Raw genomic sequence first — 23,539 nt, forward strand, 5'->3', positions numbered from 1 at the left:
TTACCGTAGATCGAGGATGGTCTGGAACGTGTCGCGCGCGGTCTGGATCACGCGGCTCGACGCCTGATAGGCCTGCTGGAAGCGCAGCAGGTCGACCGCCTCGCTATCCAGGTCGACGCCTGACGAAGAGGCGAGCGACGCGACCGCGCCGTCGCGGATCGCGCCTTGCGCATCGGCCACCGTCTTGCGCTGTTCGAGCGCGGCGGCGTTGCCGGCGATCAGCGTGGTGGTCCGCGTTTCGAACCCGCCGCTGGTCCGAAGCGCCTGCAAGGCGGCGAGGTTGGACGCATCGCGCACGCCGCCGGTCGCGCCCGCCGCGGCGATCCCGCGCGGATCGGTCAGCGAGACGGTGATATCGGTGGGATTGGTGCCGGTCTCGAACAGAGCGGCGCCCGGTTTACCGCTGAGATCGAGGCCTTGCGCCTGGACCAGGTTGACCTGCGTGGTGAAATCGCTGGCGATGCCGTTGAGCGATTCGCGCGCCGCCGCGATACGCTGCGCGCCCTCGGCCATTCCGGCGAGCGCGCCACCCGTCGGCGACAGGTCGGTCGTGACACCATCGCGCGTGACCGCGAACTGCACCGCGCCTTCGTCGTTGCGCGTGAACGACGCCTGTCCGCTCTGGTTGCCGACGACGAACACCGTGCCGCTGGTGCCACCGAGCCGGACCGTCGCGCGCCCGAGATCGTCGAACGCAGTGCTGACGTCGGTCAGCGTGCTCATCTGGTCGAGCAATTGATCGCGCTGGTCGGCGAGCTGCGCCGCGCTCGACGATCCCGGCGGCGTCCGCGCGAGCCCGTCATTGACCTTGGCAAGCGCGGTACCGAGCGAGTTGAGCGACTGGACCGCCTGCGACGCGGACGAATCGAGTTCGGTCGCGGCGGTATCGAGCGCCTTGCCGGTCGCGGCAAAGGCCTGGGCGGCCGTCTTCGCCGCTTCGAGCATCACCGCGCGCGCCGGTACGGAGGTCGGGTCGGCCGACAGCGTCTGCGCCGAACTGAAGAAACTGGTGAGGCGATCGCCGAGCTTGTTGTCGCCGAGCGACGATTCGATCCGGCTCATCCAGGCGACGCTGGTCTCGGTCTTGCCGAGATCGGTGCCCGCCGAGCGAACCGCCTGCGATCGATACGCGTTGGCGCTGCGACCGACGCCGACGACGATCACGCCGCTGCCGGTCGCGGAGTTGCGCGCGTTGATCCCGCCATTGACCGACGAGACCTCGGCCAGCGTCGTCGTGCGCCGGGTATAGCCGACCGTTCCGGTGTTCGCGATGTTCTCCGACACCGTCGACAACGCGGTCTGGTAGGCGCGAACGCCCGAGGCGCCGATCGAGAGGAGATCGCTCATGGCGGTGAGTCTGCCGCAGTCTGGTTAAGATCGGATTGCGATTTGCTCAGAAAATCGGTCATCGCCTTGCCGATGCCGAGCGGCGTGTGCTCGGCCATCGATTTGGCGACCAACCCGTCCTGCATGTCGGTAAAGGTATCGATCGCCTTCGAATCGAACAGCGGGTCGGCAAGTTTCGCCTGGCGCATGCTCTTCAGCATCATGCCGGTGAAGACCGCCTCGAACTGCTTGCCGGCCTTGTCGAGATTGTCCTTCGACTTGAGGCGGCTGGTGTCGGTCGAGATGCCGGTCGCCGACGCGGCCGTCGGCGAGAGGGGGGCGTTGAGCGGGCTCACAGGACGATCAACTCGGCCTTGAGCGCGCCGGCTTCCTTCAGCGCCTCGAGGATCGCGACCAGATCGGCCGGCGACGCGCCGATCGCGTTGACCGCCTTGACGATGTCGGCGAGCTTGGGGCCGGGTGCGAGCAGGAACATCGGGCGACGCTCCTCGTCGACCGCGACGCGGCTGTTCGGCGTGATCGCGGTCTGGCCCTGGCTGAACGGCGCGGGCTGGCTGACCTGCGGCTTCTCGTCGATCCGGACCGTCATCTTGCCGTGCGTGATCGCCGCAGGCCCCACGCGGACCGCCGAGTTGATGACGACCGTACCGGTGCGCGCGTTGACGATCACCTTGGCGGACGGCTCGGCGGAGACGACGTCGAGATTCTCGATCGTCGACATCAGCGTCGCGCGGATATCGGCACCGATCGGCGCGCGCACCGCGACGGAAACCGCGTCGATCGCCTGCGCGCTGCCGAAGCCCAATTTCGAGTTGATCGCGCCGGCGACATTCTGCGCGGTCGTGAAATCGGCACGTGCGAGGTTGAACGTGAGAGTCGGCGCGCTGTCGAACCCGGTCGCGACCGCGCGTTCGACGGTCGCACCCTCGGGGATGCGGCCGGTCGAGGGCACGTTGACGACGATCTTCGACCCGTCCGCGCCCTCTGCACCAAGGCCGCCGACCGCCAAATTGCCCTGCGCCATCGCGTAGATCTGGTTATCCGCGCCCAGCAGCGGCGTCATGATCAGGCTGCCACCACGGAGCGACTTGGCCTTGCCCATCGAGGCGACGGTGATGTCGAGACGCTGGCCGGGCTTGGCGAACGGCGGCAGCTCGGCGGTGATCATCACCACCGCCGCGTTCTTCATGCCGGGGTTCGCGGACGGCGGCAGCTGCAGACCAAAGCGCGATGCGACCGCCTTCAACGACTGCACGGTGTATTCGAGATTGTCGTCGCCCGTGCCTGGCAGGCCGACGACGATGCCGTAGCCGGTCAGCTGGTTCGAACGGATACCCTGGAACCCGCCCAGATCCTTGATCCGGTCGGCCGAGGCCGGCGCGGCGATGAGGCAACCGGCGAGGATAGCGAAAAGAAAGCGGATCATGGGAAACCTCAAGCCGGAACGCGTGCCCTCACCCTTCGCCGCCTTCGGCGTCTCTCCCTCTCCCCTGAGGGGAGAGGGAAGGGGCCCGACCGGCGCTTGCCGGGTGGGAAGGGTGAGGGCACGGGTCAGCGGGCGCATCAAAACGGGCTGACGACGGAGAAGAAGCGGCCGAGCCACCCCTGGCGGCCGGCGCGGGCGACGTCGCCCTTGCCGGTGTACGAGATCTGCGCGTCGGCGACGCGCGTCGACAGCACGCGGTTGTTCGCATCGACGTCGGCGGTGCGGACCAGGCCCTTGATCTTCAGGAACTCGTCGCCGCGGTTGAGCGTGACGCGCTTCTGCCCCTGCACCAGCATCGTGCCGTTGGGATAGACCTGCGCGACCGTGACGCTGACTTCGCCCGACAGCGAGTTCGCCTGGTCGGCGGCGCCGGTGCCGTTGAAATTGCGCCCACCGCTGATCGTCGCATCGCTCTTGCCGAACAGGTTGAGCGCGCCGGTGGTTGGCGGCGTGATGCTCGCCCCGCCGTTGCTGTCGAGCTTCGAGCCCGACGATTTCGACGCGGCGGTGCGCTCGACCAGCACGATTGTCAGCGGATCGCCGACCTTCCGCGCGCGCCAGCCTTCATAGAGGGCCGCGTAGCCGTCCTGCGCCTGGAAGATCGAGCCGGTCGCGACGACCGGCACCGGCACGACCGGCAGGGGGCGTGCGACCGAGAAATCCTCGGGCGGTGCCTTCTTGCCGAACAGGCTGGCGTCCGCCGGGGACGCGCCGAGCCCGGCGATGAGGAGCGTGCCGGCGAGCGCGGCGATAGGAGCGTTGCGCATCACGATCAGATGTTCTGGTTGACGTATTTGAGCATGTCGTCGGTCGCCGAGATCATCTTCGAATTGACCTCGTACGCGCGCTGCGTCTCGATCATGTCGACGAGTTCCTCGACGACGTTGACGTTCGACGCCTCGAGCATACCCTGCTTGATGTTGCCGCGACCGTCCTGCCCGGCGACGCCGACATTGGCGGCGCCGCTGGCGGCGGTCTCGACGAGATAGTTGTCGCCGGTCGCCTGGAGCCCTGCGCCGTTCGGGAAGTTCGCAACCTGGATCTGGCCGATCTGCGTCGCCTCGGTCTGGCCGGGAACGGTCGCCGACACGGTACCGTCGGAGCCGACCGTGATCGCGGTCGTACCCTCGGGAACGGTGATGCCGGGCTGCACCTGATAGCCTTCGCTGGTGACCAGCAAGCCCTCGGCCGAGCGCGAAAAGTTACCGGCGCGAGTATAGCCGAGCGTGCCGCCGGGCATCTGCACCTGGAAATAGCCGTCGCCGTCGAGCGCGAGATCCAGGCTGTTGCCGGTCGTCTGCATCGCACCCTGCGTGTCGATCCGCGCAGTACCCTGGAGCCGGACGCCGGTGCCGAGGTTGAGCCCGGTGGCGTATTTCGTCTCCGCGGTGCTCTGCGCGCCGGGGGTCGTCACGGTCTGGTAGGCGAGCGCCTCGAACGCCGCACGGTCCTTCTTGAAGCCCGTGGTGTTCACGTTGGCGAGGTTGTTCGAGATGACGCGCATGCGGGTATCCTGGGCGTCGAGCCCGGTACGCGCGATATGCATGGCTGCGGATGACATTCGTCGGTTCCTTCTAGCTCGGCAGGCGCATCAGCGATGCACCGCTTTCATCCATGTCCTTGGCGGACTTCAACATGTTGGCCTGGACTTCGTAACTGCGCTGGTTCTCGATCATGTCGACCAGCGCCTGCGTCATGTTGACGTTCGATCCTTCGATCGCACCGCCCTGCACCTTCGCATCGAGATCCTCGGGCAACGTCCCCCCGCCCTTGACGCGCAGCAGGTTGTCGAGCCCCTTGACGGTGTCCGACCCCTTGGTGTCGGCGAGCTTGAGCTTGTCGATGACCTGCGGGTCCTTTGCGTCGCCACCCTGCGGGATGATCGAGATCGTCCCGTCGGCCGAGATCGACAGCGACTGGTAGGGCGGCAGGGTGATCGGCCCCCCCGAGCCGATCACCGGATGCCCATCGCCGGTCTGGAGCACGCCCGACGGCGCAACCTCAAGATCACCGCGCCGCGTGTAGGCTTCCGATCCATCCGACGCCTGCACCGCCAGCCATGCGGTGGTGCCGGTGATCGCGACGTCGAGCGGACGACCGGTCAACTGGATCGCGCCGGGTGCCCGGTCCGCGTCGGTGACTTCTTCCGACGTCGGCGCGCGTGCCTCCAGCGCGGTGCCGTCGCCCTTCAGGTTCAGCCGGTCGAACACCACGCGATCGGCGCGGAATCCGGTCGTCGACGCGTTCGCCATGTTGTTGGCGATCGCCGCCTGCGCCGCCATGTGCGCGCGCAGGCCCGTCGCCGCGGTATAGACCAGCTTGTCCATTCAGGGTCCCCCGTCCGCTGTCGATTAGCTGCGGATGTTGAAGATGGTCTGCGAAATCTGGCTGGCGGTATCCAGAGCCTTCGAATTCGCCTGGAAATTGCGCTGTGCCGCGATCAGGCTGACCAGCTCCTCGGTGATGTCGACGTTCGACCGCTCGATCGTCCCCGACATCAGGTTGCCGAAACCGTTCGAGCCCGCCTCGCCCAGCTTTGCCGTGCCCGACACGCCGGTCGACGACCAATAGCTGTTGCCGAGCTGGCGCAGGCCCTCGGGGTTCGAGAAATTGGCGAGCATCACCTGGCCGAGTGCCTGCGTGTCGCCGTTCGAGAAGCTCGCCTTGACGATGCCCTTCTCGTCGATCGTCACGCCCTGGATCTGGCCGACCGCCTTGCCGTCCTGCGTCCGCGAGTTGACCGCGAACGCGCTCGCCTTCTGCGTGGTGGCGTCGCCGAAGCTGAACGCGATCTGCTGCGGGGTCGCCGAACCGGCGGTGGTGAACTCGTCATAGGTGATCGGCGCGGTCGGCGCGGTCAGCTTGCCCGCTCCGTCGAACGTCATCGTCGAACCGGCAACGCCGCCCGTCATCAGTTCCTTGTCGCCGACGAAGCTGTGGACTTCCCACGTGCTCGGCGTGTTCGCATCGGTCGAGACCGAGGTGCGCTTGAAGTAATTGGTCAGCGTCATCGCGTTGCCCGACGCATCATAGACGGTGGTCTGCGCCGACTGGTTGTAGCTCGACGGATCGAAGCGATCGAAGGTGGCGGTCGTCGGCAGCTTCGAGCTCGCGTTGAGGTTGACGCCCAGCGTGACCGCCTTGGTCGGGGCTGCGGTGCCGCTCGTCTCGGGCAGCTGCAGGCTGATCGCGGACTGAAGCCCGGTGGCGACGACGCTGCCCGATCCGTCGACCGGATAGACCTGGAGATGGCTGCCGTTCGAATCGACCACGAAGCGATCGGCGTCGACCAGGAAGCCGCCGTTGCGCGTGAAGTTGACCTGAGACGAGCCGGTCTCGGGCTTCACCACGAAGAAACCGTCGCCCGACACCGCGAGATCGAGCGCGTTTGCCGACTGGATCAGATTGCCTTGCGCGAACTGCTGGCGGTTGCCCTTGACCATGACGCCCGAGCCGATCTGCTGCGACGGCGCGACCGACACGCTGGATGCGATCACGTCGGCGAAATCGGTGCGGCTCTTCTTGAAGCCGTTGGTCGAGACGTTCGCCAGATTGTGCGAGATCGTCGACATCTCGGTCTGCGATGCCTGGAGACCGGAAAGCGAAGTGTAGAAGGACATGCGTTTAACTCCTTGAAATCGAGGGTGCGATCAGCCGATCTGGCGGACTGCGCTGACCGGCACTTCGCCGATCCCGGGAAGGGTGAGGATGGTGGAACCGGTGGTTGTCGAGACCGACTGGACGGGCGCCCAGACCAGCCCGGTCGCGGCGACCGTGGTGCCGTTGTTCTGCGCGTTGATGCTGACGGTGAACGGACCGCTGCCGGCATCCGCGCCGGCCGCGTCCTTGCCGTCCCAGTCGTAGCCGACGGTACCCTTAGCCTGCGGCCCGAGCGCCAGCGTCCGGAGCGCGGCGCCGTTCGCGTCGCTGATCGTGACGTTGACGCCGCTCGCCGCGCCCGCCAGCTCGACCGAGCCCGCGATCCCGCCGCCGGTACGACCGTACGCGGTGCTGCCCTCGGTCAGGACGGTCTTGCCGACATAGCCCATCGCATCGCTCGCACTGGTCGCGCCGAGCTTGTCGGAGATCGCCTTCATCGTCGTGTTCATCTCGGAGATGCCGGCGAGCGAAGAGAACTGCGCCATCTGCGCGACCATCTGGGTGTTGTCGACCGGATTGAACGGGTCCTGGTTCTGCATCTGCGCGGTCATCAGCTTCAGGAAGTCGTTCTGGTTGAGCGACCCTGCCGCCGCCGCCGTCGTCGTCTTGGTGGCCGTGGCAGCCGACGAGCGCGTAATGCCGATGCTGGAGAGCGTGGAGTCGAAGGAGGTTGCCATGATCAGCGGCCTAGCTTGAGGGTATCGATGATGAGCGACTTGGCCGTGTTCATCACTTCGATGTTGTTCTGGTAGCTGCGGGCGGTCTCCATCATGTCGACCATCTCGCGGGTTTCATCGACCGCCGCCTCGAAGATGTTGCCATCCTTGTCGGCCATCGGATTGTCCGGGTCGTAGCGCTTGGTCGGCGCTTCACCGGCGGTGACGACGCGCTCGACGTCGACCGTCGACATGCCGCTCGCCGCATCGAAGCTGGTGCGGAACACCGGCTTCATCGTCTTGTAGGCGGCCTCGGCGGACCCGGCGGTGCCGCCGGCATTGGCGAGGTTCGACGCGGTGGTGTTCATCCGGACGAGCTGCGCGGACATCGCGCGGCCGGCGACCTGGAAGATCGTCATGGGCTGATTGGACATGGCTTAATCTCCCTTCAGCGCGCGGGTGATCTGGCCGATCCGCCCGTTCAGGAACGACAGCGTCGTCTGATACTGGACGGCGTTCTCGGCGAACGCGGTCTGCTCCTGGCTCAGCTCGACGGTGTTGCCGTCCATCGAGGTCTGCGTCGGGATGCGGAACTTGGTTGCGGCATTGGTGCCGCCATCGTTCTCGACCGACGCGAGCGCGGCCTGGAAATCGATGTCGCGCGCCTTGAAGCCGGGCGTCGAGGCGTTGGCGATGTTCGACGCCAGCACACCCATGCGCTGCGAGCGCACCTCGAGTGCCGCCCCGTGAACTCCGAAAAGCGTGTCGCCTGACACAAGCCCGTCTCCTGGCGCAACCATTGCGCAACCGGACATAAGCAATGGCCGTGCCAGTTTTGGCGATCAGGGTGGGGAATGGCGGTTTGCCGGACGGCGGCAACGCGGCGGCAAGGCGAACGGCAAGAGATTGCCGGTGTTGCAGGGGTGAGCGGCAAGGCGGTTGCCGGTTGGTTGCGTTGGGGCGGCAACACCCGGCGCCCCGCCCCACCACTATGTTTCCCCGCGAAGGCGGGGACCCAGCCGGGGCTCCCGCCTTCGCGGGAGAACAAGGAGTGGGGTGCTGCCCCTCACCCACTTCCACCACCCCGGCGAAGGCCGGGGCCCAGTTGGAGAGGTGGCAATAACGATGGATGCGCTCAGTTAGCGACGTCCCCCAACTGGGCCCCGGCCTTCGCCGGGGTGGTACTCATGGGAAGCGAACACGACCACGGCGCCCGCCCCACCCACCCCGTCACCCCGGACCTGTTCCGGGGTCCACCGCTTCGCACACTCGGGGCCACCGAGTATGCGGAACGGTGGATGCCGGAACGGGTCCGGCATGACGGGTATGCAACTGGCCCGTCCCTTGCATCGCCCCCCGCACATGATCACGCTCGCACAACTGCTCGACCCCGCAGCGCTCGCCATCGTCGGTGGCGGCACCGCTGTCGCCGTCGTTCTTCGCACGCCCTTCCGCGACCTCGGCCGCGCGCTGGCCGCGGTCACGACGCTTGGCCGCGGCCGGTTCGACGCCGATCCGCTGCTGCTACAGATCACCGCGCTTTCGCGGATCGCCAAGCGCCACGGCGTGATGGCACTCGATCGCTCGGTCATCACCGACCATGACGTCGCCGCCGGCATCGCCGCGATCGTCGACGGCAGCTCCGCGACCGACGTCGCGACGCTCGTCCAGCATCGCCGTCGCGCCCGTATAGAGCGCCACGTCGCCGCCGCCGACGTCTGGGCCGGTGCTGCCGAGGTCGCGCCCGCAATGGGCATGGTCGGTACGCTGATCGGCCTCGCGCAGATGTTCGCGACGATGAGCGATCCCGGCGCGATCGGTGGCGCGATGGCGGTGGCACTACTCGCCACGCTGTACGGCGCGCTGTTCGCCAACCTCTTTTTCATGCCGATCGCCAATCGCCTGCGCGCGCAGGGGCGCAACGAGGCGTTCGAGCGTGCGCGTATCGAAGCGCCGCTCGTCGCGCTTGCCGAACGCGAGACGCCGCGCGGTTATGGCGCGCCCGTTCTGGCAACCGTCGCGTGAACGCGAGCGAGTATCCCGATACGCCGACCGGCAAACCGCTCTGGCTGATCACGCTCGCCGACCTCGCGCTGTTGCTGGTCGGCTTCCTCGTGCTGCTCCAGGCGACCCAACATATCGGCGGCAAGGATCTGGCCAAGGGCATCCGCGAAGGCTTCGGCGCCAACGATACCGAGCCGACGCCAATGCCCGTAGCCGCCGCCGGCATCCTGGATTTCGCGTCCGGTTCGGCGATCCTGCCGACCACGCCGGGCGCGCTCGTCGCCTGGGCGCGGGAAGCGGCACGCGACCCTCGCGTCATGCTCACCGTCACCGGCTCCACCGACGGCACGTCCGCCGATATCGACCGCGTGACCGGGAGCGCCGCGATCCTTGCCGCCGACCGCGCGCGCACGGTTGCCGCTGCCCTCGCCGCAGTCGCGCCGTCCCGCGTCGCGATCGTCACCGCCACCAAGCCCGGCCGCCGCGCCGCCATCGTCTCCGTCGCCTTTGTCGGCGAACCCCCACGGGGCGACGTTCAAAGGACCGCTCAATGATCATCCCGTTCCTGCTCATGGCCGCGAGCTTCCAGGATACCGCCGCGCTCGATCGCTCGGTTGCCGCGTTCACCGGCCGGCCGACGGGCGCCGAGGGTGGCGCACGCACGCCGATCGACGCGCGGTTGCGGCTCGCGACCTGCCCCACGGTGTCGCTGTCGTGGCGCTCCGAACAGCATGACGCGGTGGTCGTATCGTGCGCGGGGCCGGCATGGCGGATCTTCGTGCAGGTCGTCCGCCCGGCCAACGCGCCCGCCGCGGTCGCCGCCTCGTTCGCGCCAGCCGTGAAGGTCGCGCCCGTCATCAAGCGCGGCGATCCGATCGTGATCGAGGCGGGCACGGAGGGCTTCTCGATCAGCCGCGAGGGCGTCGCGATGGGCGATGCCGCACCCGGCGGCCGCTTCATGGTCAAGGTCGACGACACGCGTACGCCGGTCCAGGCGATCGCCGTCGAGGCTGGCCACGCGACGCTGCCTGGCTGGTCGAACTGAGGTCCGCGCTAAATTCGGCAAACAGATTAATTTTGCTAAAGCTTTTCGCCGTGCGGCCGTTCCTGCTGATGTCATCGCAAACCAAAGGATGCGGACATGGTGGACTCGATCGGCGCGAAGCCGTCAGTAGCAGGAGATCGTTCCGTCGTGCGCGTCGCCGCCACGACGCCGACGACGCCCGTTCAGACTCCGGTACAGCCCTCGCCGCAAGCCGCGGCACAGGTGCAGAACCCGGTCCTCTCGGACTCGTTGGCACTGGCCAAGACGATGGCATCGTCGCCGCCGATCAACGCGACGCGCGTCGCCGAGATCAAGAAGGCGATCGCCAGCGGCACCTTCCCCATCCTTCCCGCGACCATCGCCGATCGGCTGATGGCGCTCAGCCTCGCCTGGAATTCCAATGAAGCGGCGTGAAGCCCTGATCCGCGTGATCGACGCGCTGCACGCCGAGATCGCCGCGCTGAAGTCGAACGACGTCGCCAGCCTCGAGCGCGCGACCGCGGACAAGCTCGCCGGGATCGAACAGGTCGCGCTGCTCGGCACCGGCCCCGCGGGCACCGAGATCCGCGAACTGGCCGACGAAGCGAACCGGCTCAACGAGACGTGCCGGATCTATACAAACTTGATGGCGGCAAATGTTCGCCGCCGCCTGCAAACCCTGACCGGCGATGGTGCCGTTGCCGGGTATCGTCCGGGTCTGCGCGCCGCGTACGCGTAACATCGCGACCGCCTGACACGGCCCCACAAGAAAAGGCCGTCACCCCAGCGAAAGCTGGGGTATCCCCGTAATTGGGCGCATCCTTGTCGCACGAGACCCCAGCTTTCGCTGGGGTGACGGAATTGGGGGCGGGGCTTCGAGATAGCGCCGCATCGCGGATCTTGGGAATGCAGCCCCAAACACCAAAACTGGCACGCCCCTTGCTGAGCAACCCCTGAACCAGGGGCACCGCACACGGGCATGACCGTCAATCCTATCACTACCGGCCGGATCCAGTCCGCGATCGCGCTTGCGAGCAGCAAGACGGGCGTGGATTTCGACTATCTGCTGGGCCAGGCGAAGCTCGAAAGCGGGCTCAACGCCAATGCCAAGGCCGGCACGTCGAGCGCCTCGGGCCTCTATCAGTTCATCGAACAGAGCTGGCTCTCCGTCGTCAAGAAGCACGGCGCCGAGCACGGCATGGCGTGGGCCGCGAACAGCATCGGCCAGTCGTCGAGCGGCCGCCTCTCGGTCGGCGATGCCGGCACCAAGGCGGCGATCCTCGCGCTGCGCAACGATCCGAACGCCGCCTCGCTGATGGCCGCCGAATACGCGTCGGACAACAAGACTTCGCTCGAAGGCACGCTGAACCGCCCGGCGTCGGGCACCGACCTGTACATGGCGCACTTCATGGGTCTCGGCGGCGCGACCAAGTTCCTAAAAACGATGCAGGCCAACCCGCAGGCGAGCGGCGCCGCGCTGTTCCCCGCCGCGGCACGCGCGAACCACAACGTCTTCTACGATTCGAACAATCAGCCACGCACGCTGTCGGCGATCTACGACCGGTTTGCCGACAAGCTCGGCGGTGCCGCCGCCGGGGCAAGCGCGACCGCGACACCCGCCAACTACGCCGCGCAGGCGCTCGACATGAACGGCAGCACGGTCATCACCGGCAACAACGAAAGCGCCGACGACGCGCTCGCCTGGGCAACAACTGCAATGGGCAGGTTCACCGGCAAGACGACGCAGACCGCGGTGAACGTCCTGCGCCCGACGCCCGATACCGCGCGGCTCGCGTACATGATGCTCGCACGGTTGGGCGGCTAAGCCATGAACCGCATTCTTTCCAACGCCCGCGCGTCGGTCCTGCCGCTCGCGATCCTGCTGCTCGTGCTCGTCATGGTCGTGCCGATCCCGGCGTTCATGCTCGACATCTTCTTCGTGGCGAACATCGCGATCAGCCTGGCCGTGCTGATGGTCGCGCTCAACGCACAGAAGCCGCTCGATTTCTCCGCCTTCCCGACCGTCCTCCTGTTCGCGACCCTCTTCCGCCTCGGTCTCAACGTCGCCTCCACCCGCATCGTGCTGGTCCACGGCCACGAGGGCGAGAGCGCGGCGGGCCACGTGATCGAGGCGTTCGGCACGTTCCTGATCGGCGGCGATTACGTCGTCGGCATTTTCGTCTTCGCGATCCTGATGATCATCAACATGATCGTCGTCACCAAGGGCGCCGGTCGCGTCTCCGAAGTCAGCGCGCGCTTCACGCTCGACGCTTTGCCCGGCAAGCAGATGGCGATCGATGCCGACCTGAACGCCGGCCTCATCACGCCCGACGAAGCCAAGGCACGCCGCGTCGAAGTCTCCACCGAAGCCGATTTCTACGGCTCGATGGATGGTTCGTCGAAGTTCGTGAAGGGCGATGCGGTCGCCGCCATGCTGATCCTCGCCGCCAACATCATCGGCGGCCTGATCCTCGGCCCCGTCAGCCACGGCATGACGATCGCCGATGCCGCGCACAATTACATCCTGCTCGCGATCGGCGACGCGCTCGTCGCGCAGCTGCCGTCGCTGATGCTGTCGATCGCCGCCGCCTCGATCGTCACGCGCGTCACCTCCGACAAGGACCTTGCCGGCCAGATCGGCGGCCAGTTCGGTAGCCCACGCACCTGGACGCCGGTCGCGGTCATCCTCGCGCTGCTCGGCATCCTGCCCGGCATGCCGCACATGGTGATCCTGCCCGCCGCGGCCATCGCCGGGTTCGCCGCGTGGAAGCTCCGCCAGATCGAGCGCCGCCCTGCCCCCGTCGTGGTCGTCCCGGTCGAGACGATCGACCAGTCGAAGATCGGCTGGGAGGAAGTTACGGATGGCATGCAGGTCAATCTCGACATCGGCTACGGCCTGGTGCCGCTTGCCGACGAGCGTCGCGGGTCGCCGCTGATGGGGCGTATCACCGGCGTCCGTCGCCAGCTGTCGAAGGAACTCGGCTTCGTCGTGCCGCAGGTCCGCGTCCGCGACGACATCAACCTCGCGCCGTACGTCTACCGCATCCTCGTCAACGGCGTGGTCGTCGGCGAGGACACCGTGTCGCCCGACGAGATGCTCGCGCTCGACACCGGCCAGGCGTTCGGCGACCTGTTCGGCAAGAAGGTCAAGGATCCGACCTTCGGGCTCGACGCGACCTGGGTCGATGCGGGCGATGCCGATGCCGCGACCGGCGCGGGCTATCTCGTGGTCGATCCCGGCACGGTGATGGCGACGCATCTGAACCACCTGCTCGGCCAGAACGCGTCCGAGCTGCTCGGCCAGGACGAAGTCCAGGCGCTGCTCGACGGCCTCAAGGAGCGCGCCGCGCAACTGGTCGCCGCGCTCGCACCGCTGCCGATCACGACGCTGACGCAGGTGCTGAAAGGCCTGCTCGCGGAGAACGTCCCGCTCAAGGAATTCCGTCGCATCGCCGGCGCGATCGCGGTCGCGGCGCAGCGCACGCAGGACGCCGAGGAGCTCATCGAGACGATCCGTCCCGAGCTCGGCGCGCTCATCATCCAGAAACTGTGCGGCGTGCGCGAACCGCTGCGCGTCATGACGTTGGAGGGTCAATTGGAAGGTCTGCTCGGCCAGGCGATGCGCGCCGATCAATCGCGCCGCCACGTCATCGAACCCGATCTCGGCCGCCGCATCGTCGAGGCGCTGCAGCGCGCCGCCGAACCGCTGATCGCGGAGGCGAAACCGTTCGCGCTGGTCGTCCAGCCGACCATCCGCATCGCGATCCGCAAGCTGGTGCGGACGTGCCTGCCCGATACCCCGGTCATGTCGTTCTTCGAAGTGCCCGAGGAGAAGGCGGTCGAAGTCGTCGCCGTCATCGGTGCCTCGCAGCAGGCGCTGGCGGCATGAGCGCGCTCCCGATGCGCGGCGCCTTCGCCGATGCGCAACCGCTGACCTACCGCCCGCATCAACGCCCCGGCGGCGACGCCGACCAGTTGGTGAAACAGCACCTCCCGCTCGTCCGACGGATCGCGTGGCACGTCCACGGCAGCATGAGCAGCAGCGTCGAGGTCGAGGACCTGATCCAGGTCGGCCTCGTCGCGCTGGTCGAGGCCGCCGCGAATTTCGACGAGCGCGGCATGCCGTTCAAGACCTACCTCATCACCCGCCTGCGCGGCAGCATGATCGACGAACTCCGCCGCCAGGCCACGAGCACGCGCGGCGCGATGCGTCGCCGCCGCCAATATGCCGAGGCGATCTCGACGCTAACCGCCCGCACCGGCAAGGCTCCCGGAGAAGACATGATCGCAGAGCATATCGGCGTGACGATCGAGAAACTCCGCACCGACTACGTCACCGCCGACGCGATCCGCTTCGACTCGATCGACGACATGTATGCGGACGACCTCCCCTGGTTCGCCGACGACACGCCGGACGCATTCGAGCAGCTCGCCGACAGCGACATGCGCGAAGCGCTCATCGCGGCGATCACCGCCTTGCCGGAACGCGAAGCGCAGGTGATCCAGTTATACTATGTCGAGGAACTCAACCTCGAAGAGATCGGCGAAGTCTTCGGCGTAGGATCGGCGCGAGTATGCCAGATCAAGGCATCCGCACACGCAAAGTTGAAGAAGGCGCTGGCACGGCAAATCTGACCGAACACTGATCTTCTATGGAAGTGTTGCCTCCGATACGGAGCTACCTTCTGTAGACCGGGTACGTTCCACGGAACATCTTGCTCTCCGAGCTATCCGGGGGGCGACCATGACGACGATCAAATCCATCGCAGTAACCGCACTGACGCTGATGATCGCGCTATCGCCCGAACGCGCGACGGCGCAAACGCGGACCTCCGCTCAGCTCGCCGACCAGTGGCGCGAAGCCAGGCGCGCCGAACTGCTCGAACAACGCGAAAAGGCACGGAGCGATCTGTCCACGCGTGAAGCCTTGATCGCGTCGGAACTCAAGGCGCTGGACCGGGACTCCACGCCCGATAGCATCGCGGCAACGGCGCCCGCGAGTCCCGCTTCCAACAAGACGGTCACCACGACTGCGGTCACCACGACGGCGGGCCCCGATGGCTCGGGTCAAAAGACGACGAATACGACGAGCACCAGCACCGAGGTATTGCCGCCCAAATCCGACAAGTCTGTTCAGTCTGATCCAGCAGCCATTGCGTCACCAAAACAAACGTTTGGGGGATTGGACCTTGGGGCCGGCCTCTCGTTCACCCTAGACCTTGGTAAGCTGAACCGCATCAGTCGCGCATCGGCAGTGAACGGCGTCGTGCGATCCGATGATCAGGACAATGGCCGGGCGAGGATCATGCTCGAGTCGCATTATTTCTTCACGCCGTGCACGTGGAATTTCCTGGGGCTGAAAAACCCCTGTACAACTAAGGACGGCTGGCGCGTTGCAGATCCTAAAGAAGCTCGCTGGGGTCTTGGGCCGTTCATTGCCGTGCAACCGGGATCGGACAATATTATTGATGCGATCGGAATGGGCATCATGGTCGGCGCTCGTCGGGAACAGAGCGCGCAGAGCTTCAATTTGGGTATCGGCATTGTCTTCGATCCCAACACGCGAGTACTCGGCGATGGTATCATCGAAAATATGCCTCTCCCAATCGGTGAGATCGACGTTCGATACCGAGAGACGCTGCAGACCGGCATACTCGTTCTGACATCATTTTCTTTTTAGCAGTCTTGGCGCGTCGGCTTCACTTACCAGACACGCAAAAACCCCGGTGGCTTGCGCCACCGAGGTTTTCTCCGCCCCCCGCTTCTGGGAAGCAAGGCGGGTCCGATCGGCACCGACACCCTTGGGGGGCGGTGCCGGTGCCGGTCCGGATTACTGAAGCAGCTTCAGAACGCTCTGCTGGCTCTGGTTCGCCTGGCTGAGCATCGCGGTCGATGCCTGGCTCAGGATCTGCGCCTTGGCGAGTGCCGTCGTTTCTGCCGAGAAATCGGTGTCTTCGATGCGGCTCTTGGCGTCCGACAGGTTGGTCGCGTTCGAGGTCAGGTTGTTGACCGCCGACTGGAGCTGGTTCTGCGCCGCGCCGAGGCTCGCACGACGGTTCGACACGTTCGAGATCGCGGAGTCGTAATCGGCCAGGATCGTTGCCGAGGACGCGCCCGCAGTGGCACCGGTGACGACCGTACCGACGCCGGTCGTTGCAGCCTTCAGATCGCCACCGAGGTCGAGCTGGATCGAGTCGGTAGCGTTCGCACCGGCCTGGATCGAGATCTTGCCGTCACCGGCAGTGCCTGCGGTGCCACCGAACAGGGCGACGCCGTTGAACTTGGTGTTGGTCAGCACGTTGGTGATCTGCGTCGCCAGCGCATCCTGCTCGGACTTGATGTTGGCGATGTCGTTCGTCGAATACGTCCCGTTGGTCTTCTGCACTTCGAGTTCGCGCATCCGCTGCAGGTTGTTGCTGACCTCGTCCAGCGCGCCCTCGGCGGTCTGCGCCATCGAGATGCCGTCGTTGGCGTTGCGCACGCCCTGGTTCATGCCGCGGATCTGCGACGTCATCGACGCCGAGATGGCGAGGCCGGCGGCGTTGTCCTTGCCCGAGTTGATGCTCTTGCCGGTCGACAGGCGCTCCATCGACGTTGCGAGCATGTTGGAAGCCTTGGTCGAGGCATTCTGGGCGCGCAGCGCCGATACGTTGGTACCGATGACAGTCATGTCGAAATCTCCGTGAATGTTCAGACGATCCGCGCCGCCCCCATGGCGAAGTCCCGTGCCGTCAGAGTGAGTAACGGCCGCCTTTCGCGGAGATTTAGGGAAAAAATTCGGCCTCGCGCGCGGGCTGGCACGCGCAGGTGAGCGCTTCCGCGCGCGCGAACGCACCCGGTATATGTCCGCGTGTGTCCGCGTGGACGCGCCCGGAAAAAATCTGCCGGTGCCGGCAGCGTTTAACCACGAATTTACCAATGATGGCGCATTCCCCGATTCGTTCAGGGGGACCCTTTCATGCGTTCGATTTTTCCATCAGCGGCAGTCACTTCGCGTAAATACGCGCTCGTCTCGTCGCTGCGCGCGCAAGGGTTCGGGGTGGGCTCTTTCGAGACCGCGCAGCCTGGGCCGAACGACCTGTTCTTGGTCGCGGATGGCGAGGGCATCACCGCCCCCGCCCGCACCGTGGTGATCGGTTGCCAGGGGCGCGAAGTGACCCCGTCGCGTGACGGTTCACCGGCGCGGATCAGCTTTGCCGCCGAGGACACCGCGGTCGGCAACGGCTTCGCGCGCGCGCTGATCGGCGGGCCCGAAATGCCGACCGCCGCGGACCCCGAATCACTCGCGCTGCTCGCGCTTGCCGAGCGCGTCGCCGCGGCCGACATCACCGTGCTGATCAACGGTCCGACCGGCACCGGCAAGGAAGTGCTCGCCCGCGCCATCCACAACGGCTCCGCGCGGAAAGACAAGCCGTTCATCGCGATCAACTGCGCCGCGCTCCCCGAATCGATGCTCGAAGCGCTGCTGTTCGGCCACCAGAAGGGCGCGTTCACCGGCGCGTCGGCGGGCGGCGACGGGTTCTTCCGTGCAGCCCATGGCGGCACGATCTTGTTGGACGAGATTGCCGAGATGCCGCTTCAGTTGCAGGCGAAGCTGCTCCGCGTGTTGCAGGAGCGCGAGGTCGTGCCGCTCGGTGCCTCGGTGCCGCAGCCGATCGACGTCCGCGTCATCGCCTGCGCCAACCGCGACCTCCACGCCGAAGTCGCTGCCGGCCGGTTCCGCGCCGATCTCTATTACCGCCTTGCCGTATTCCCGCTCGCGACCAAGTCGCTGGCCGAACGCCCGCAGGATATCCCCGCGCTCGCCGCGACGCTGATCCTGCGTCATGCCGGCAACCGCAACGTCATCCCCTGGCCGAGCCACGCCGCGATCGAGCAGCTGATGCTGCACGACTGGCCGGGCAACGTCCGCGAGCTGGAGAACGTGATCCAGCGCGCACTGCTGTTCTGCGGCGGCGATACGATCGAGGCGAACCACATCGTCTTCGACCGCCCGGTGACGATGACGTTCCAGCGCACCGCGCCGGTGATGTCCATCGCGCCCGCCGCGCCGTCGGAACCGGAAACGCCCCCCGGGACGCTCGGCAACATCGTCCAGATGAGCGAGTTCGCCGCGATCCGCGAGACGCTCAAGGCGTGCAACGGCAGCCGGATCGAGACCGCAAAGCGCCTCGGCATTTCCGAACGCACGCTGCGCTATCGCCTCGCCAAGGCGCGCGAGCAGGGTGACGACATCGGCAGCGCACAGAACTGGGCAGCCTCGGCATGAGCGGCGTCAGTGGAGTAGGCGGCGGCGCGATGAGCGTCGACCGCGTGATGGCGCTGCGCTCGCAGATCCTTGAACGCAACCAGGCGCTTTCGCGCGCTGGTGCGGCCGGTAACGTCGCGCCGACCGAAACGGTCAAGCCGACCAGCTTTGCCGACACGATGGAAACCGCGCTGAAGAGCGTCAACGACGGCCAGACCCAGGCCGCCAAGCTCAGCGAAAGCTATGAGCGCGGCGAGACGGTCGACATCGCGAAGGTGATGCTCGCCCGCCAGCAGGCGTCGGTCGGGTTCGAGGCGACGTTGCAGGTCCGCAACAAGCTGCTGTCCGCCTACAAGGATATCATGAGCATGCCGGTCTGACATGAGCACCGCACTCATCCCCACTTCGCCCGGCGGCACCGAACGGTTCGCCAACCCCCTCCAGCAGATCAAGGGCGCGTTCGCACAGCCTGCGGTCCGTCGCTCGCTGCCGATGGCGCTGATGGTCGGCTTGATCGCCGCCGCCGCGCTTGCGTGGATGAGCCTGTCGACGCCGACTCAGAAGACGCTGTTCGGCGGCCTGCCCGATTCCGACAAGGCCGCGGTGACGTCCGCGCTAACGACGGCCAACATCAAGAGCCATATCGACGAAGGCACCGGCGCCCTTACCGTCGGCGAGGACGATTACAGCCGCGCGAAAATGCTGCTCGCGGGCCAGGGCCTGCCGAAAGCGGCGCCCGGCGGCTATGCGATCCTCGACCAGTTGCCGATGGGCGTTTCACGCGCGGTCGAAGGCGAACGCCTCCGTCAGGCGCGCGAGTCCGAGATGGCGAAGTCGATCGAGGAGATCGACGCGGTTGCGGAGGCACGCGTGCATCTCGCCATGCCCGAAGCCTCCGTGTTCGTTCGCGACAACGCTGCGCCCTCCGCCTCGGTGATCCTGAAGTTGCAGGGCGGCCGGTCGCTGAGCGATGCGCAGGTCAGCTCGATCATCAACCTCGTCGCCTCGTCGGTGCCGGGGATGAAGCCCGAGGCGGTGACGATCGTCGACCAGATGGGCGCGTTGCTCACCAAGGCCGGCGGCAACGACGGCGCAGGGGCGGCGAGCGACGCGCGGATCGATATCCAGCGCCGGGTCGAGGACAAGTATCGCACGCAGCTGATCGCGCTGCTGACGCCACTCGTGGGCGCGGGCAACTTCACCGCGGAAGTCCAGGCCGACGTCAATCTCGACGAGAGCCAGGCGACGCGCGAAAGCTATGAGAAGCAGGGCGTGCTGCGCGCCGAGACGGGCAACTGGACCGGCAACCAGAAGGACGGCGCGGGCGCTGCTCCGGGCGGCATTCCGGGTGCGCTGAGCAACACCCCGCCTGCCGCGAGCACGCTGTCGACGCCGCAGCCGGCGACCGGCAACACCGGTGCGCAGCCGGTCGCCGGCGGCCCTGCCCCCGACGCGATGAAGCAGTCCGACCAGTATCAGCGCGCCTACGACCTCGGCCGCGAAGTGTCGGTCACGCGCGCCACGCCCGGCGGGGTCAAGCGCCTCTCGGTCGCCGTCCTCCTGCGCGATCCCGACAAGGGCCGCCGCACCGCGATGGAGATCAACCAGATCAGCGATCTCGTGAAGAGCGCGGTTGGCTTCGATCAGGCGCGCAACGACAACGTGACGGTCATCAGCCGCAAGTTCGCGGGCGCCACCGATGCCGCCGCCGGCCCCGCCTGGTACGACAATGCGTGGCTGCCGGTGCTCGCGCGCAACGGCACGGCGATCCTGATCGCGCTGCTGGTGCTGCTGCTCGGCGTCCGCCCGATCGCCAAGGCGCTGATGAAGAAGCGCGAGGATGCCACGACGCGTCCCGCCTTCGGCCAGCCGATCGGCGAAGTCGATGGCGAGGGCGCGCCCGCCGGGATCGGTGTCGCGCCGCCCGTCAGCCTCGACCAGCTCGAGAACACGCGCGGCTATGACGACCGGATCGGTGCGGTGCGTGGCTTCACGCGCGACAATCCGACGCGCGCCGCGCTCGCCGTGCGCGACATGATCAAGGCGGACGCCAAGTGAGCGAAGTCGCCATCCGAACCTACACCGGCGTCGAGCGCGCCGCGGTGCTGATGATGCTCGTCGGCGAGGAGGAGGCCGCGGCCATCCTCCAGAAGCTGGAGCCCGAAGAGGTGCGTCAGCTCGGTGCGGCGATGTTCAAGGTCGCCGACGTGTCGGAGCAGGAAGTCGAGGACGTGCTCGACGATTTCGTCGACCGCGCGCGGGAGCGGACCGCGATCGGCTTCGATCCGCGCCCCAAGATCGAGGCGGTGATGAACCGCGCGCTCGGTCGCGAAAAGGCCGAGAGCGTGCTCGCGCGGATCACGCCGGCCGAGGCCGCGTGCGAGTTGGAACTGCTCGACTGGCTCGACGCGCCCGAGATCGCGGCGATGATCGAGAAGGAGCATCCGCAGATCGCCGCAGTGCTGATCGCCAACCTCGACGCATCGGTCGGCGGCCAGGTGCTCGAGCTGTTGCCCGACGCGGTTCAGCCCGACATCCTCCACCGCATCGCGCGGCTCGGGCCGATCACGCCCGAGGCGGTCGATACGCTGCGCACCTTGCTCGCCAACCGCACCAGCACCGGCTCGACCGGCGCCGGCGTGACGCTGGGCGGCACGCGCGAGGCGGCGAAGATCCTGTCCGGCGCGCGCAAGGCGACCGAGCAGCGCGTCATGCCGAAACTGTTCAAGATCGACCGGGACGTCGCCAAGGCGATCGAGGAGGCGATGTTCGTCTTCGACAATTTGCTCGAACTCGACGACAAGAATCTGGGCACACTGATCCGCAACGTCGATAGCGAGATCCTGACCAAGTCGCTGAAGGGCGTCGACGAGACGATCCGCAACCGCTTCCTCGGCTGCATGTCGGCGCGCGCCGCCGATGGCATCCGCGACGAGATGGAAGCGCGCGGGCCGATGAAGCTCGCCGAAGTGCTCGAAGCGCAAAAAGCGATGATCGCGATCGCGCGCGGGCTGGCGAAGGACGGCACGATCCAGATGGGCGGGGGGGAAGACGATTATGTCTAACGGCTTCACCGCAGGCTTCGCGTCGCGTCACACGACGACCGCGCACATTCTGGCGAGCGCGTTCGCGCCGCCCTCCGGGTTCGCCGCGGCGGATATCCGCGAGCGTGTGACAGCGCGGCCGACCAATGTCGCGTCCCCGAACTTTACTTCGGAGCCGAGTGCCCCGAAGCATTTCAGCCCCGCGGACAAGGACGTGAACCCGACCGCCGGCTGGGATCCGCTCGATCCGGTGAGCGAATCGTCGTTTATCGATCCGCTCGCCGACGCGCATGCCGCCGGCTATGCGGAGGGTCTCGCCGCCGCGGCGGCCGCCGCGCAGGAGACGGCCGCCCGCGACGGCGCGTTGCTCGGCGACCTCGCCACGGCGCTCGGCAACGACCGGATTGACCGCGACCGCGTCGCCGCCCAGCTCCGCCAAACGGTGTTGTTCCTCGTCTCGAAACTTGTCGGTGAAGTCGGTATCGCCCCCGACGTCCTCGCCGGCCGGATCGAGACCGCCGCCGAGCTCCTGTCCGACTCCGCCGAATCCGCGTTGCTCCGCGTCCACCCGGACGACGTCGCGCTGCTCGAAGGCCGTCTGCCCAAAACGATCTTCGCGGCCGGCGATCCGGGCGTCGCACGCGGCAGTTTCGTGCTCGAAAGCGCATCGACCATCGTCGAGGACGGCCCAGAACTCTGGCTAGACCAGCTCGCGCAGGCGATCGATCGCGTGCCGGTGCCCAAATGCTGAACCGCTTTACCGCCGATTATCTCGAAACCCTCTCCAACGCCGATTTCGTCGCCAAGCCAAAGGTCTCCGGCCGCCTCGCCTCGTTCGACGGGCTGCTGATGGAAGCGGTCGGCCTTACGCTGCCCGTCGGCACCGTTTGCCAGGTCGGCGAAGGCGCGGCGAGCGTCGAGGCCGAAGTCATCGGCTTTCGCAACGGCCGCACGTTGATGATGAACCTCGGCGGCGCCGCGGCCCTTCTTCCGCGCGCACCGGTCAAGCCGATCGGTGCGCCGGGGGAGGCCGAAGTCGGGGCTGCCATGCTCGGCCGCGTCGTCGACGGCGCTGGTAAGCCGATCGACGGCCTCGGCCCGATCCGCGGCGCCGGGCGCTGGCCGCTTGCGGGGAAACTCCAGTCGCCGCTCGATCGTGGCCGCGTGCTCGAACCGCTCGACGTCGGCGTGCGCGCGATCAACGGCCTGCTGACGATCGGCCAGGGCCAGCGCGTCGGCATCATGGCCGGCTCGGGCGTCGGCAAGTCGGTGCTGCTCGGCATGATCGTCCGCGCCGCGCAGGCCGACGTCATCGTGATCGGCCTGATCGGCGAGCGCAGCCGCGAAGTCGCCGACTTCCTCGAGACCAAGGTCGCCGGCGAAGCGCGCAAGCGCTCGGTCGTCGTCGCCGTCCCCGCCAACCATTCGCCCGTGCTCCGCATCCGCGGCGCGCTGCGGGCGCACGCGATCGCCGAATCCTTCCGCGACGAGGGCAAGAAGGTCTTGCTGATCATGGATTCGCTGACCCGAGTAGCGCATGCCGGTCGCGAGATCGGCCTCGCGCTGGGCGAACCCGCGTCCGCGCGCGGCTATCCGCCCAGCGCCATCGCGATGCTGCCCAACCTGATCGAGCGCGCGGGCGTCGACGTCCACACTGGCGGATCGATCACCGCGATCTACACGGTGCTGGCGGACGGGGACGACGGCAATGACCCGGTGGTCGATTCCGCGCGTTCGATCCTCGATGGCCACATCGTCCTCAACCGCCAGCTAGCCGAGCGCGGCGTGTACCCCGCGATCGACATCGGCCCCTCGGTCAGCCGCGTGATGACCGACATCGTCGACGCCCCCCATGCCAAGGCCGCGCGCACACTCCGCCGCCACCTCGCGACGTACGAAGAAAACCGCGATCTCGTGCTGATGGGCGCCTATCGCCACGGTGCCGATCCCGCGATCGACGCGGCGATCGCCTGCCACCCGGCGGTGATGGAATATATCCGCCAGGACGCCGACGAGAACGTCTCGTTGAACGACGCGGTCGCCGAGCTGACCGGCGTGTTCGGCGGCTGA

At 67.1% G+C, this 23,539-nt stretch carries 26 protein-coding genes; 15 read left to right on the plus strand and 11 right to left on the minus strand.

Features of this window, described 5'->3' with window-relative positions; all coding sequences use genetic code 11:
- The 10 genes from flgK to IFR23_RS07325 all read right to left on the minus strand — a co-directional run bounded on the left by flgK (position 1) and on the right by IFR23_RS07325 (position 7,865).
- On the minus strand, positions 1–1,347 hold the full coding sequence (flgK, locus tag IFR23_RS07280) for a flagellar hook-associated protein FlgK (protein ID WP_192975293.1): 1,347 nt from the start codon (positions 1,345–1,347) through the stop codon (positions 1–3).
- A complete protein-coding gene (locus IFR23_RS07285) occupies positions 1,344–1,682 on the minus strand; it encodes a rod-binding protein (protein ID WP_192975294.1) in 339 nt (112 codons plus the stop codon). The genes flgK and IFR23_RS07285 overlap by 4 nt, the downstream gene beginning before the upstream one ends.
- Positions 1,679–2,773 carry a flagellar basal body P-ring protein FlgI gene (locus IFR23_RS07290; RefSeq protein ID WP_192975295.1) on the minus strand — a complete coding sequence of 365 codons (1,095 nt, stop codon included), beginning with the start codon at positions 2,771–2,773 and terminating at the stop codon, positions 1,679–1,681. Before IFR23_RS07290 ends, IFR23_RS07285 begins: the two co-directional genes overlap by 4 nt.
- A 137-nt stretch (positions 2,774–2,910) precedes the next feature.
- The gene (locus IFR23_RS07295) at positions 2,911–3,600 is read right to left on the minus strand and encodes a flagellar basal body L-ring protein FlgH (RefSeq protein WP_192975296.1); all 690 of its coding nucleotides are present in this window, start codon (positions 3,598–3,600) and stop codon (positions 2,911–2,913) included.
- Positions 3,601–3,605: 5 nt separating this feature from the next.
- The gene (flgG, locus tag IFR23_RS07300) at positions 3,606–4,394 is read right to left on the minus strand and encodes a flagellar basal-body rod protein FlgG (RefSeq protein WP_107963448.1); all 789 of its coding nucleotides are present in this window, start codon (positions 4,392–4,394) and stop codon (positions 3,606–3,608) included.
- A 13-nt stretch (positions 4,395–4,407) separates the two neighbouring features.
- Positions 4,408–5,160: a flagellar basal-body rod protein FlgF gene (gene flgF, locus IFR23_RS07305; RefSeq protein WP_107963447.1), complete on the minus strand. Its 753-nt coding sequence runs from the start codon at positions 5,158–5,160 to the stop codon at positions 4,408–4,410.
- A gap of 24 nt (positions 5,161–5,184) precedes the next feature.
- A complete protein-coding gene (locus IFR23_RS07310; RefSeq protein ID WP_192238308.1) occupies positions 5,185–6,453 on the minus strand; it encodes a flagellar hook protein FlgE in 1,269 nt (422 codons plus the stop codon).
- 30 nt (positions 6,454–6,483) lie between these two features.
- A complete protein-coding gene (locus IFR23_RS07315) occupies positions 6,484–7,170 on the minus strand; it encodes a flagellar hook assembly protein FlgD (RefSeq protein WP_192975297.1) in 687 nt (228 codons plus the stop codon).
- 2 nt (positions 7,171–7,172) lie between these two features.
- On the minus strand, positions 7,173–7,583 hold the full coding sequence (flgC, locus tag IFR23_RS07320) for a flagellar basal body rod protein FlgC (protein ID WP_056485088.1): 411 nt from the start codon (positions 7,581–7,583) through the stop codon (positions 7,173–7,175).
- 3 nt (positions 7,584–7,586) lie between these two features.
- Entirely contained in the window at positions 7,587–7,865 is a 279-nt protein-coding gene (locus tag IFR23_RS07325) for a flagellar basal body rod protein FlgB (RefSeq protein WP_056485319.1), read from the minus strand.
- 646 nt (positions 7,866–8,511) lie between these two features.
- Here IFR23_RS07325 and IFR23_RS07330 point away from each other — a divergent pair.
- The 9 genes from IFR23_RS07330 (at position 8,512) to IFR23_RS07370 (ending at position 15,857) form a co-directional block, all read left to right on the plus strand.
- Positions 8,512–9,174: a motility protein A gene (locus IFR23_RS07330; RefSeq protein WP_192975298.1), complete on the plus strand. Its 663-nt coding sequence runs from the start codon at positions 8,512–8,514 to the stop codon at positions 9,172–9,174.
- Entirely contained in the window at positions 9,171–9,707 is a 537-nt protein-coding gene (locus tag IFR23_RS07335; protein WP_192975299.1) for a hypothetical protein, read from the plus strand. Before IFR23_RS07330 ends, IFR23_RS07335 begins: the two co-directional genes overlap by 4 nt.
- Complete coding sequence (locus IFR23_RS07340) at positions 9,704–10,198, plus strand: flagella basal body P-ring formation protein FlgA (RefSeq protein ID WP_192238311.1); 495 nt, start codon at positions 9,704–9,706, stop codon at positions 10,196–10,198. Before IFR23_RS07335 ends, IFR23_RS07340 begins: the two co-directional genes overlap by 4 nt.
- 96 nt (positions 10,199–10,294) lie before the next feature.
- Positions 10,295–10,612, plus strand: a complete 318-nt coding sequence (gene flgM, locus IFR23_RS07345) for a flagellar biosynthesis anti-sigma factor FlgM (protein ID WP_192975300.1) — start codon at positions 10,295–10,297, stop codon at positions 10,610–10,612.
- A complete protein-coding gene (locus IFR23_RS07350) occupies positions 10,599–10,916 on the plus strand; it encodes a flagellar protein FlgN (RefSeq protein ID WP_107963439.1) in 318 nt (105 codons plus the stop codon). Before flgM ends, IFR23_RS07350 begins: the two co-directional genes overlap by 14 nt.
- Before the next feature lie 240 nt (positions 10,917–11,156).
- A complete protein-coding gene (locus tag IFR23_RS07355; protein ID WP_192975301.1) occupies positions 11,157–12,002 on the plus strand; it encodes a lytic transglycosylase domain-containing protein in 846 nt (281 codons plus the stop codon).
- 3 nt (positions 12,003–12,005) lie between these two features.
- Positions 12,006–14,066 carry a flagellar biosynthesis protein FlhA gene (gene flhA, locus IFR23_RS07360; protein WP_192975302.1) on the plus strand — a complete coding sequence of 687 codons (2,061 nt, stop codon included), beginning with the start codon at positions 12,006–12,008 and terminating at the stop codon, positions 14,064–14,066.
- Complete coding sequence (locus IFR23_RS07365; protein ID WP_192975303.1) at positions 14,063–14,812, plus strand: FliA/WhiG family RNA polymerase sigma factor; 750 nt, start codon at positions 14,063–14,065, stop codon at positions 14,810–14,812. Before flhA ends, IFR23_RS07365 begins: the two co-directional genes overlap by 4 nt.
- Before the next feature lie 109 nt (positions 14,813–14,921).
- The gene (locus IFR23_RS07370; RefSeq protein WP_192975304.1) at positions 14,922–15,857 is read left to right on the plus strand and encodes a hypothetical protein; all 936 of its coding nucleotides are present in this window, start codon (positions 14,922–14,924) and stop codon (positions 15,855–15,857) included.
- Between the two features lie 150 nt (positions 15,858–16,007).
- On the opposite strand, the gene IFR23_RS07375 is transcribed toward IFR23_RS07370, so the two are convergent.
- Complete coding sequence (locus tag IFR23_RS07375; protein WP_192975305.1) at positions 16,008–16,847, minus strand: flagellin N-terminal helical domain-containing protein; 840 nt, start codon at positions 16,845–16,847, stop codon at positions 16,008–16,010.
- Positions 16,848–17,135: 288 nt separating this feature from the next.
- On the opposite strand from IFR23_RS07375, the gene IFR23_RS07380 reads away from it, so the two are divergent.
- The 6 genes from IFR23_RS07380 to IFR23_RS07405 are packed head-to-tail and all read left to right on the plus strand — an operon-like array spanning position 17,136 to position 23,539.
- Entirely contained in the window at positions 17,136–18,446 is a 1,311-nt protein-coding gene (locus tag IFR23_RS07380; protein WP_192975306.1) for a sigma-54 interaction domain-containing protein, read from the plus strand.
- Complete coding sequence (gene fliE / locus IFR23_RS07385) at positions 18,443–18,805, plus strand: flagellar hook-basal body complex protein FliE (protein ID WP_192975307.1); 363 nt, start codon at positions 18,443–18,445, stop codon at positions 18,803–18,805. Before IFR23_RS07380 ends, fliE begins: the two co-directional genes overlap by 4 nt.
- 1 nt (position 18,806) lies before the next feature.
- Entirely contained in the window at positions 18,807–20,483 is a 1,677-nt protein-coding gene (gene fliF / locus IFR23_RS07390; RefSeq protein ID WP_192975308.1) for a flagellar basal-body MS-ring/collar protein FliF, read from the plus strand.
- Positions 20,480–21,490 (plus strand): flagellar motor switch protein FliG, encoded by a 1,011-nt coding sequence (gene fliG, locus IFR23_RS07395; RefSeq protein WP_056485113.1) that lies wholly within the window; start codon positions 20,480–20,482, stop codon positions 21,488–21,490. The genes fliF and fliG overlap by 4 nt, the downstream gene beginning before the upstream one ends.
- A complete protein-coding gene (locus IFR23_RS07400) occupies positions 21,483–22,220 on the plus strand; it encodes a FliH/SctL family protein (RefSeq protein WP_192975309.1) in 738 nt (245 codons plus the stop codon). Before fliG ends, IFR23_RS07400 begins: the two co-directional genes overlap by 8 nt.
- Entirely contained in the window at positions 22,214–23,539 is a 1,326-nt protein-coding gene (locus IFR23_RS07405; protein ID WP_192975310.1) for a FliI/YscN family ATPase, read from the plus strand. The genes IFR23_RS07400 and IFR23_RS07405 overlap by 7 nt, the downstream gene beginning before the upstream one ends.

The sequence above is a fragment of the Sphingomonas sp. CFBP 13603 genome (assembly GCF_014892665.1).
GTDB lineage: Bacteria > Pseudomonadota > Alphaproteobacteria > Sphingomonadales > Sphingomonadaceae > Sphingomonas.

Coding starts and splice junctions, on each gene's coding strand:
- flgK (WP_192975293.1), bottom strand. CDS start 1,347: ATGAGCGATCTCCTCTCGATCGGCGCCTCGGGCGTTCGCGCCTACCAG.
- IFR23_RS07290 (WP_192975295.1), bottom strand. CDS start 2,773: ATGATCCGCTTTCTTTTCGCTATCCTCGCCGGTTGCCTCATCGCCGCG.
- IFR23_RS07295 (WP_192975296.1), bottom strand. CDS start 3,600: ATGCGCAACGCTCCTATCGCCGCGCTCGCCGGCACGCTCCTCATCGCC.
- flgG (WP_107963448.1), bottom strand. CDS start 4,394: ATGTCATCCGCAGCCATGCATATCGCGCGTACCGGGCTCGACGCCCAG.
- flgF (WP_107963447.1), bottom strand. CDS start 5,160: ATGGACAAGCTGGTCTATACCGCGGCGACGGGCCTGCGCGCGCACATG.
- IFR23_RS07310 (WP_192238308.1), bottom strand. CDS start 6,453: ATGTCCTTCTACACTTCGCTTTCCGGTCTCCAGGCATCGCAGACCGAG.
- IFR23_RS07315 (WP_192975297.1), bottom strand. CDS start 7,170: ATGGCAACCTCCTTCGACTCCACGCTCTCCAGCATCGGCATTACGCGC.
- flgC (WP_056485088.1), bottom strand. CDS start 7,583: ATGTCCAATCAGCCCATGACGATCTTCCAGGTCGCCGGCCGCGCGATG.
- IFR23_RS07325 (WP_056485319.1), bottom strand. CDS start 7,865: ATGGGTGTGCTGGCGTCGAACATCGCCAACGCCTCGACGCCCGGCTTC.
- IFR23_RS07330 (WP_192975298.1), top strand. CDS start 8,512: ATGATCACGCTCGCACAACTGCTCGACCCCGCAGCGCTCGCCATCGTC.
- IFR23_RS07340 (WP_192238311.1), top strand. CDS start 9,704: ATGATCATCCCGTTCCTGCTCATGGCCGCGAGCTTCCAGGATACCGCC.
- flgM (WP_192975300.1), top strand. CDS start 10,295: ATGGTGGACTCGATCGGCGCGAAGCCGTCAGTAGCAGGAGATCGTTCC.
- IFR23_RS07350 (WP_107963439.1), top strand. CDS start 10,599: ATGAAGCGGCGTGAAGCCCTGATCCGCGTGATCGACGCGCTGCACGCC.
- IFR23_RS07355 (WP_192975301.1), top strand. CDS start 11,157: ATGACCGTCAATCCTATCACTACCGGCCGGATCCAGTCCGCGATCGCG.
- flhA (WP_192975302.1), top strand. CDS start 12,006: ATGAACCGCATTCTTTCCAACGCCCGCGCGTCGGTCCTGCCGCTCGCG.
- IFR23_RS07365 (WP_192975303.1), top strand. CDS start 14,063: ATGAGCGCGCTCCCGATGCGCGGCGCCTTCGCCGATGCGCAACCGCTG.
- IFR23_RS07370 (WP_192975304.1), top strand. CDS start 14,922: ATGACGACGATCAAATCCATCGCAGTAACCGCACTGACGCTGATGATC.
- IFR23_RS07375 (WP_192975305.1), bottom strand. CDS start 16,847: ATGACTGTCATCGGTACCAACGTATCGGCGCTGCGCGCCCAGAATGCC.
- IFR23_RS07380 (WP_192975306.1), top strand. CDS start 17,136: ATGCGTTCGATTTTTCCATCAGCGGCAGTCACTTCGCGTAAATACGCG.
- fliE (WP_192975307.1), top strand. CDS start 18,443: ATGAGCGGCGTCAGTGGAGTAGGCGGCGGCGCGATGAGCGTCGACCGC.
- fliF (WP_192975308.1), top strand. CDS start 18,807: ATGAGCACCGCACTCATCCCCACTTCGCCCGGCGGCACCGAACGGTTC.
- IFR23_RS07400 (WP_192975309.1), top strand. CDS start 21,483: ATGTCTAACGGCTTCACCGCAGGCTTCGCGTCGCGTCACACGACGACC.
- IFR23_RS07405 (WP_192975310.1), top strand. CDS start 22,214: ATGCTGAACCGCTTTACCGCCGATTATCTCGAAACCCTCTCCAACGCC.